This is a genomic window from Nocardia sp. NPDC024068 (assembly GCF_040638875.1).
Classification (GTDB): Bacteria; Actinomycetota; Actinomycetes; order Mycobacteriales; family Mycobacteriaceae; genus Nocardia.
The window spans coordinates 178,695-185,823 of the sequence record NZ_JBEZYU010000007.1 but is presented as its reverse complement, the minus strand read 5'-3'; the positions used below and the strand labels follow the sequence as shown (position 1 = coordinate 185,823).

The following is a 7,129-nucleotide window of genomic DNA, read 5'->3' as shown; positions in this document are numbered from 1 at the left end:
ATGGTACTGCACTCGACAGGGTGTGGGAGAGTAGGACACCGCCGGAACATACATTCCCTTTGGGGGCCCACATTGTGGGCCCCCAAAGTGCGTTTTGGGCACCATTGTCTCCCCTGCGGGTTGTGACCCGTAAACTTGTGTGGGCAGACGATCGTTGTGTGCCGACTTCGAGAACAGTCGATTTCGATCCATCCGTGTCACCGAGAGAGGGACCCGCCGTGCCGGAACAGAACAATGGCCGGAAACCGTTCCGGCGCAATTCTTCCGGGGCGGAGAGCGGATTCCGGCGGACCGGGGAGGGCAGCGGTACACGTCGCCCGGACGGCGAGTCCGGCGGGGACGGAGGCTCCCGCGGCGCCGGCGCGCCGGGCGGCGGCTTCCGTCGTGAGAACGGCGGACGGAACGATGTCCGCGGCGGCGGTACCGGAGACCGGGCGGCGCAGCGCGGGGACGGCAATCGCGCGCGACCCGATCGCGGTGGCTACGCCGGTGACGATTCCCGGCGCCCCGATCGAGGCCGGTCCGACCGTGGTACGGGACGTGACCGTACCGTCGACAGGCCAGATGATCGCGGTGGTAATCGCGCGGATACCTCGCGGGGGCGTCCGGACAATCGGACCGGGGGATTCGGCGGGCGCGATTCGCGCACCGGTGGAGATCGGCCCGATCGTGGGTTCCGGGAGCGAGGCGAACAACGGCCGCAGGGCGGATTCCGTTCCGGTGACGGCGACCGCGGAGGTTTCCGGGGCGCCGGGGCGGGGCGCCCGGAGGGACGCGGAGCGCGGGACGAGCGCCGCTTCGGCGGGCGCGGTGACGCGGGCCGTCCAGAGCGCACGGGTGAGCGCCCGCCGCACCGGGGTCCGGCCGAAACGGCCGGGGGCAACGGGAGTGGCGGATATCCCCGATCCGGCGACTCCGGGCCGCGCCGCCGGGGTGGTGAGGGCGCGTCCCGTGGTCTGGATCGCCGGCCGCCGCGGCCCGAGGAACCCGATCTTCCCGACGATGTTCAGGCCGGGGACCTCGACGGGTCCATCCGCCGTGATCTGCTGAGTCTGGACAAAGGTAACGCCGAGACCGTCGCGCGCCATCTCGCGATGGCGGCGCAGATGCTCGACGATGATCCGCGGCTCGCGCTGGCCCATGCGCGCGCGGCCCGGCAACGCGCCGGCCGTATCGCGGTGGTGCGTGAGACGGCCGGCGTTGTCGCCTACCACGCGGGCGAGTGGGCCGAGGCATTGTCGGAACTGCGGGCCGCGCGCCGGATGGCGGGCGGTACCGGATTGCTGGCCGTGATGGCCGATTGTGAACGCGGGCTGGGCCGGCCGGAGCGTGCCATCGAACTCGGCCGCAGTGATGAGGGCCGGGCACTCTCCGGTGACGAGGCGATCGAACTGCGGATCGTGGTCGCGGGCGCGCGGATGGATCTCGGCCAGTACGACCAGGCCGTGGTCACCCTGCAGACGCCCGATCTGGACCCCGCGCGTACCGGCTCGGGCACCGCGCGCCTGTTCTATGCCTACGCGGACGCGCTCGTCGCGGCGGGCCGGACGGACGAAGGTCTGACCTGGTTCTTCAATGCCGCGGCCGCGGACCTGGACGGCGAAACCGACGCCGAAGAACGCGCCGCGGAGCTGACCGGGGACGTCTGACGGACGTCCGCGCCGCCGGGCCCGGTAGCGACGCCGGGGACAGCGCTATGCCGGTACCACCGTCCAGTTGAGTTCGGTGCGCAGCTCGGCGGGATCCATATTCGGGCTCGGCTCGGTGACATAGACCTCCCATCGGATACCTCCCGGTGCCAGGCCCTGTTCGGCGATCCGGGTGTGCAGCTTGTCCCAGTTCGCACCGAGTCCGTCGAAGGCGCGGTGATGTACGAGCCGCGCTGTCCGCGCGGCGGGCAGGTTCCCGGGCCGCCCGTCGCCCTCCGCGGAAATTGCGCGGTCTACGGGGAATCCCACCGTGAGCTCCAGTGACTCCGCGGAGGCGGATCCGCAGCGGCAGAGTGCGGGCCCGGTGATCTGTGCTCCCTGACGCAGGAAGACACCGGGCAGCAGGCCGAATGACGTATCGAAGAAGTTCGGAACGTCGGCGGGCGCGATATGCCCGTGGACTACTGCCAGGGGTGTGTCACCTGTGTCGACCAGAAGTGGTCCGGTCGCGGGGGCCTGTTGGTCTGCCATGAGTCTGTGCTCCGTCCGAGGGTGATGTCGCCATCGGATGCCGCTGTTCCGATATTCCGACGATCGCGGGATCGCGATTTCGTCGGGTCGGCGGTCGTGAGGTGGTTGCCATAGGTGCGGACTGGGTGCCGGAGGTGTCGGGCGGTGCACGTAGGGTCCGGGTGTGCGGGATGTGAGTGAGACGCCGCGATTGCGGGATGGGTACGAGGCGCTGCTGCTGGATCTGGACGGAACCCTCTATCGCGGACCGGCGGTCGTCGAGGGCGGACCCGTTGCGCTCACCGACGGGAAGCAGCAACTGGTCTACGTCACCAACAATGCGAGCCGGGCGGCGACCGCGGTGGCCGCCCACCTCGCCGACCTGGGATATCCGGCGGAAGAGTCCGATGTGGTGACCAGTGCGCAGGCCGCGGGCCGGTTGCTGGCCGAACGGCTCACACCCGGTGCGGCGGTCCTGGTGGTCGGCACCGAGGACCTCGCGGCCGAGGTCGCGGCGGCGGGTCTGCGGCCGGTACGGACGGCCTCCGAAACGGTGGCGGCAGTGGTCCAGGGACATTCCCCGCAGACCGCGTGGCCCGATCTCGCCGAAGCGTCCTACGCGCTGCGTGCCGGGGCGGTCTGGGTGGCTGCCAACACCGACCGGACGCTACCGAACGAGCGCGGGCTCGCACCGGGGAACGGCGCCATGGTGGCGGCTCTGCGAGCCGCCTCCGACCGGGAACCCGTGGTCGCCGGCAAACCCTATCCACCGCTGCTCGACGATGCCCTGCGCCGGGCCGGAACCCGGGCCGCGCTGGTGGTGGGTGACCGGCTGGACACCGATATCGACGGCGCCCTGAATGTGGAGCTGGACTCGTTGCTGGTGCTGACCGGGGTGAGCACCCTGGAGGAACTGGCCGGGGTGCCCGCCGACCGGTGGCCCACCTATATCGCCGAAAGCCTGGATGCCCTGAACCGGGAGCCGCTGCCCGCCGCGAGCGGGGATGTGGACGCGGTCCGCCGGGAACTCGGCGCCCACCGTGGCCGGGCGCTGCGGGTCCGCGCGCCTCGTTCGGAAATCCGATAGCGTTGGCCTCACGATGACTACCCCGACTCCCCGACAGAACACCCCCGGCGACGCCCGGCCGGCGGCGCCGCTGCCCGGTCGGCATCTGCCCGGCGCGGCCGGTAACGGCGAACCCGCCGATCCGGACCGGATTCGCGCCGAGGTCCGTGACCTGCTCGCCGAACTCGGATCCGGGCCGGCGGCGGCCGGTGCATCCGGAGCTGATTCCGCCGGTGCCGATCTGGCCCGCCGTGCCCATATCCTCGACCAGGCCCACGAGGTGCTGGTCCGGGCTCTGGCCACGGTGGACAAGATCTGAGGTGGCCAGGAGGGCGCGAGTGGACGCGGAACTGGTTCGCCGCGGATTGGCGCGGTCGCGCGAACACGCGGTGGAACTGATCGGTGCCGGGCGGGTCCTGATCAACGGCGCGGTGGCGGTCAAAGCGGCCACGGCAGTGGAGGCCGGGACGCCACTGCTGGTCAAAGAGCGGGCGGATGAGGTCGGCTGGGCCTCCCGCGGGGCGCATAAGCTGCTCGGGGCGCTGGAGGTGTTCGAACCGCAGGGCGTCGAGATCGAGGGCCGGCGGTGCCTGGACGCCGGGGCGTCCACCGGCGGGTTCACCGATGTGCTGCTCAGTCGTGGTGCTCGCGAGGTGGTGGCCGCCGATGTCGGCTACGGCCAGCTGGTGTGGCGGCTGCGCTCCGACGACCGGGTGCGCGTACACGACCGGACCAATGTTCGGAACCTGACTCCCGCGGAGATCGGCGGGACCGTGGACACGGTGGTCGCCGATCTGTCGTTCATCTCCCTGGCGCTGGTCCTACCGGCCCTGGCCGAATGCGCTGCTCCGGGCGCGGATCTGCTGCCGATGGTGAAACCGCAGTTCGAGGTCGGTAAGGACCGCGTCGGGTCCGGGGGCGTGGTGCGCGATCCGGCGTTGCGCGCCGAATCGGTGTGCGCGGTGGCCGCCGCGGCGGCCGGGTTCGGGTTGCGTACCCGGGGTGTGGTGGCGAGTCCGCTGCCCGGGCCGTCCGGGAATGTCGAATACTTTCTGTGGCTGCGGCGCGAAAACCCGGCGGACCGGGATCCCGCCGAGGTGGCGGAGCTGGTGCGGCGCGCGGTCGAGGAGGGCCCGCAATGAGCGCGGCGGACTCGGGGCGCCGGGAGATCCTGCTGGTTTCTCATCCGGGACGCGCCGAGATCAGCGAGACGGCGCACCGCGTCGCGAAGATCTGCGCGGAGGCGGGTATCGGGCTGCGGGTGCTCGCCGACGAGGCCGACAGCACCCGGCTCGACGGCGACGCCGAACCGATCACCGCACCAGGGGGTTACCCGGTGCAGGTGGTTGCGCACGAACCGGACGCGGCGCGCGGCTGTGAGATGGTGCTGGCCCTGGGCGGGGACGGGACCCTGTTGCGGGCGGCCGAACTGGCGCGCCACGTGACCGTTCCGGTGCTCGGTATCAACCTGGGGCGGATCGGATTTCTCACCGAGGCCGAAGCCGAGAATCTGGACGAGGCGCTCTCACAGGTGGTCCGGCGTGATTATCGCATCGAGCAACGGATGACGATCGACCTCTGTGTCCGGGTCGACGACGAGGTCACCGAACGCGGCTGGGCGCTCAACGAGGCCAGTATCGAGAACGCCGCCAGGATAGGCGTGCTCGAGGTGGTGCTCGAGGTCGACGGCCGTCCGGTGTCGTCCTACGGCTGCGACGGAATTCTCGTGGCGACCCCGACCGGTTCCACGGCGTATGCTTTCTCCGCAGGCGGGCCTGTGGTGTGGCCGGAACTGGAAGCACTCCTGGTGATTCCGAGCAACGCGCACGCACTCTTCGCTCGCCCGCTGGTGACCAGCCCGGATTCGCGAATCGCCGTCGAATGCGTTGCCACCGGGCACGATGCGATAGTTTTCCTGGATGGCAGGCGCACCCTCGCGCTACCGCGGGGCGGCCGCGTGGAAGCGGTCCGTGGTGCCGAGCCGGTGCGGTGGGTGCGGCTGGATTCCGCGCCGTTCGCGGATCGGATGGTGCGCAAGTTCGAGCTGCCGGTGACGGGTTGGCGGGGCCGGCGGCGAACGGAGGGCACACGTGCTGACAGAGATAAGAATTGACGGACTCGGCGTCATCTCGACGGCGACCGCGCAATTCCACGAAGGGCTCACGGTGCTCACCGGTGAGACCGGGGCGGGCAAGACCATGGTGGTCACCAGCCTGCATCTGCTGAGCGGGGCGCGGGCCGACGCCGGGCGGGTGCGCCTCGGCGCCAATCGCGCGGTCGTGGAAGGCCGCTTCACCCTCGACGACGTGAATCCCGGCGCCCGCGAAGAGGCCGGGCAGGTGCTGGAATCGGCGGCCGCCGAACCCGATGACGACGGCACCGTGATCGCCATCCGGACCGTCGGCAGCGACGGCCGTTCGCGTGCCCATCTGGGAGGGCGCGGGGTGCCCGCCTCGGTCCTGGCCGATTTCACCGCGCCGCTGCTGACGGTGCACGGGCAGAACGACCAGTTGCGCCTGCAGCGGCCGGAACAGCAACTGCACGCGCTGGATCAGTTCGCGGACGCGACGGTCGGGTCGCTGCTGCGGGACTACACCGAACAACGCAGCGCCTGGCTGGCGGCGCGGACCGCGCTGCTGGAACGCACCGCCAGCAGCCGGGAGATGGCGGCGGAAGCCGAGCGGCTCACCCAGTCGCTGGCCGAGATCGACGCGGTGGCACCGGAGCCCGGAGAGGACGAACGCCTGGTGGCCGAGGTCCGTCGGCTCAGCGATCTCGATTCGCTGCGGGAGGCGGCGGCGACCGCGCACGAGGCGCTCGCCGGACCCGTCGACAATCCGGGTGAGGGTGTCGGCGCGCTGGACGCGCTGGGGGTCGCGCGTTCCCGGGTGGATTCCGCCGAGGATCCGGCGCTGGCGGCGTTGTCGCCGCGGCTGGCCGACGCGATCGCAGTGGTGGTGGACCTGACCACGGAACTCAGCGGCTATCTGTCCGATCTGCCCTCCGACCCCGGTGCGCTGGAGTCCATGCTGACCCGGCAGGCCGAGCTGAAATCGCTGACCCGTAAATACGCACCGGATATCGACGGCGTGATCGCCTGGGCGGACGAGGCCCGGACCCGGCTGGAATCGCTGGACGTCTCGGAGGAGGCGCTGGCGGCGCTGAGCGCGGAGGTCGATGCGGGGGCCGACCGGGTACGGTCGGCGGCGGTGAAACTGTCGCAGGCGCGTACCGACGCCGCGGGTGCGCTGGCCACCGCGGTGAGCGAGGAACTGAGCGGGCTCGCGATGGGTAAGGCGCGGCTCGAGGTGGCGGTGCGGCCCATCCCCGCCGGGGACCGGGACTCCGCTCCGCTGGAGATCGACGGGATCGAATTACATGCCGGGCCCGCCGGAATCGACGAGGTGGAGTTACGGCTGGCCGCCCATTCCGGGGCGCAATCGCTGCCCCTGAGCAAAAGTGCCTCCGGTGGTGAACTCTCGCGGGTGATGCTGGCGCTCGAGGTGGTGCTGGCGGGTGCCGAGCACGGGGCGACCATGGTTTTCGACGAGGTGGACGCCGGTGTGGGTGGCCGGGCCGCGGTGGAGATCGGGCGGCGGCTGGCCCGGCTGGCGCGTACCCATCAGGTGATCGTGGTGACCCATCTGGCGCAGGTCGCCGCCTTCGCCGACACCCATCTGGTGGTGAACAAATCCGATGACGGTGCGGGCGCCGTGAATTCGGGGGTGCGGGCGCTCACCCAGGACGAGCGCGTCGTGGAACTGGCCCGGATGCTGGCCGGGCTCGACGATACCGAGACCGGTCGCGCGCATGCCTGGGAGTTGCTGAATATCGCGCGCGCGGAACGGATGGCGGCCGGCTGAACCGGCGCGGCCGGCGGTCGCTCCGGCCGCGTCCCGGAAAT

The 7,129-nt window shown here is 71.0% G+C and carries 6 protein-coding genes and 1 pseudogene; 6 read left to right on the top strand and 1 reads right to left on the bottom strand.

What is annotated here, in order from left to right:
- Window positions 1–884 precede the first annotated feature (884 nt).
- Window positions 885–1,649 (top strand): annotated as a pseudogene (locus tag AB0F41_RS10440) (hypothetical protein); the annotation flags it as partial.
- Window positions 1,650–1,694: 45 nt separating this feature from the next.
- On the opposite strand, the gene AB0F41_RS10435 reads toward AB0F41_RS10440, so the two are convergent.
- Window positions 1,695–2,180, bottom strand: coding sequence for a hypothetical protein (locus AB0F41_RS10435; RefSeq protein ID WP_357422497.1), 486 nt, complete (start codon window positions 2,178–2,180; stop codon window positions 1,695–1,697).
- A gap of 163 nt (window positions 2,181–2,343) precedes the next feature.
- Between AB0F41_RS10435 and AB0F41_RS10430 the strand changes: the two genes are divergently transcribed.
- From AB0F41_RS10430 to recN, 5 genes are read left to right on the top strand one after another with little or no spacing between them, the layout of a single operon-like run.
- Entirely contained in the window at window positions 2,344–3,246 is a 903-nt protein-coding gene (locus AB0F41_RS10430; RefSeq protein WP_357422496.1) for an HAD-IIA family hydrolase, read from the top strand.
- Between the two features lie 13 nt (window positions 3,247–3,259).
- The gene (locus tag AB0F41_RS10425) at window positions 3,260–3,544 is read left to right on the top strand and encodes a hypothetical protein (RefSeq protein WP_357422495.1); all 285 of its coding nucleotides are present in this window, start codon (window positions 3,260–3,262) and stop codon (window positions 3,542–3,544) included.
- Window position 3,545: 1 nt separating this feature from the next.
- A complete protein-coding gene (locus AB0F41_RS10420) occupies window positions 3,546–4,367 on the top strand; it encodes a TlyA family RNA methyltransferase (RefSeq protein WP_357422494.1) in 822 nt (273 codons plus the stop codon).
- On the top strand, window positions 4,364–5,338 hold the full coding sequence (locus AB0F41_RS10415) for an NAD kinase (protein WP_357422493.1): 975 nt from the start codon (window positions 4,364–4,366) through the stop codon (window positions 5,336–5,338). Before AB0F41_RS10420 ends, AB0F41_RS10415 begins: the two co-directional genes overlap by 4 nt.
- Window positions 5,316–7,088 carry a DNA repair protein RecN gene (gene recN / locus AB0F41_RS10410; RefSeq protein WP_357422492.1) on the top strand — a complete coding sequence of 591 codons (1,773 nt, stop codon included), beginning with the start codon at window positions 5,316–5,318 and terminating at the stop codon, window positions 7,086–7,088. Before AB0F41_RS10415 ends, recN begins: the two co-directional genes overlap by 23 nt.
- The last annotated feature ends 41 nt before the right edge of the window (window positions 7,089–7,129 follow it).

What these genes read in the sequence shown, in the direction of transcription:
- AB0F41_RS10425 (WP_357422495.1), top strand. Translation starts at nt 3,260, where the DNA reads ATGACTACCCCGACTCCCCGACAGAACACCCCCGGCGACGCCCGGCCG.
- AB0F41_RS10435 (WP_357422497.1), bottom strand. Translation starts at nt 2,180, where the DNA reads ATGGCAGACCAACAGGCCCCCGCGACCGGACCACTTCTGGTCGACACA.
- AB0F41_RS10415 (WP_357422493.1), top strand. Translation starts at nt 4,364, where the DNA reads ATGAGCGCGGCGGACTCGGGGCGCCGGGAGATCCTGCTGGTTTCTCAT.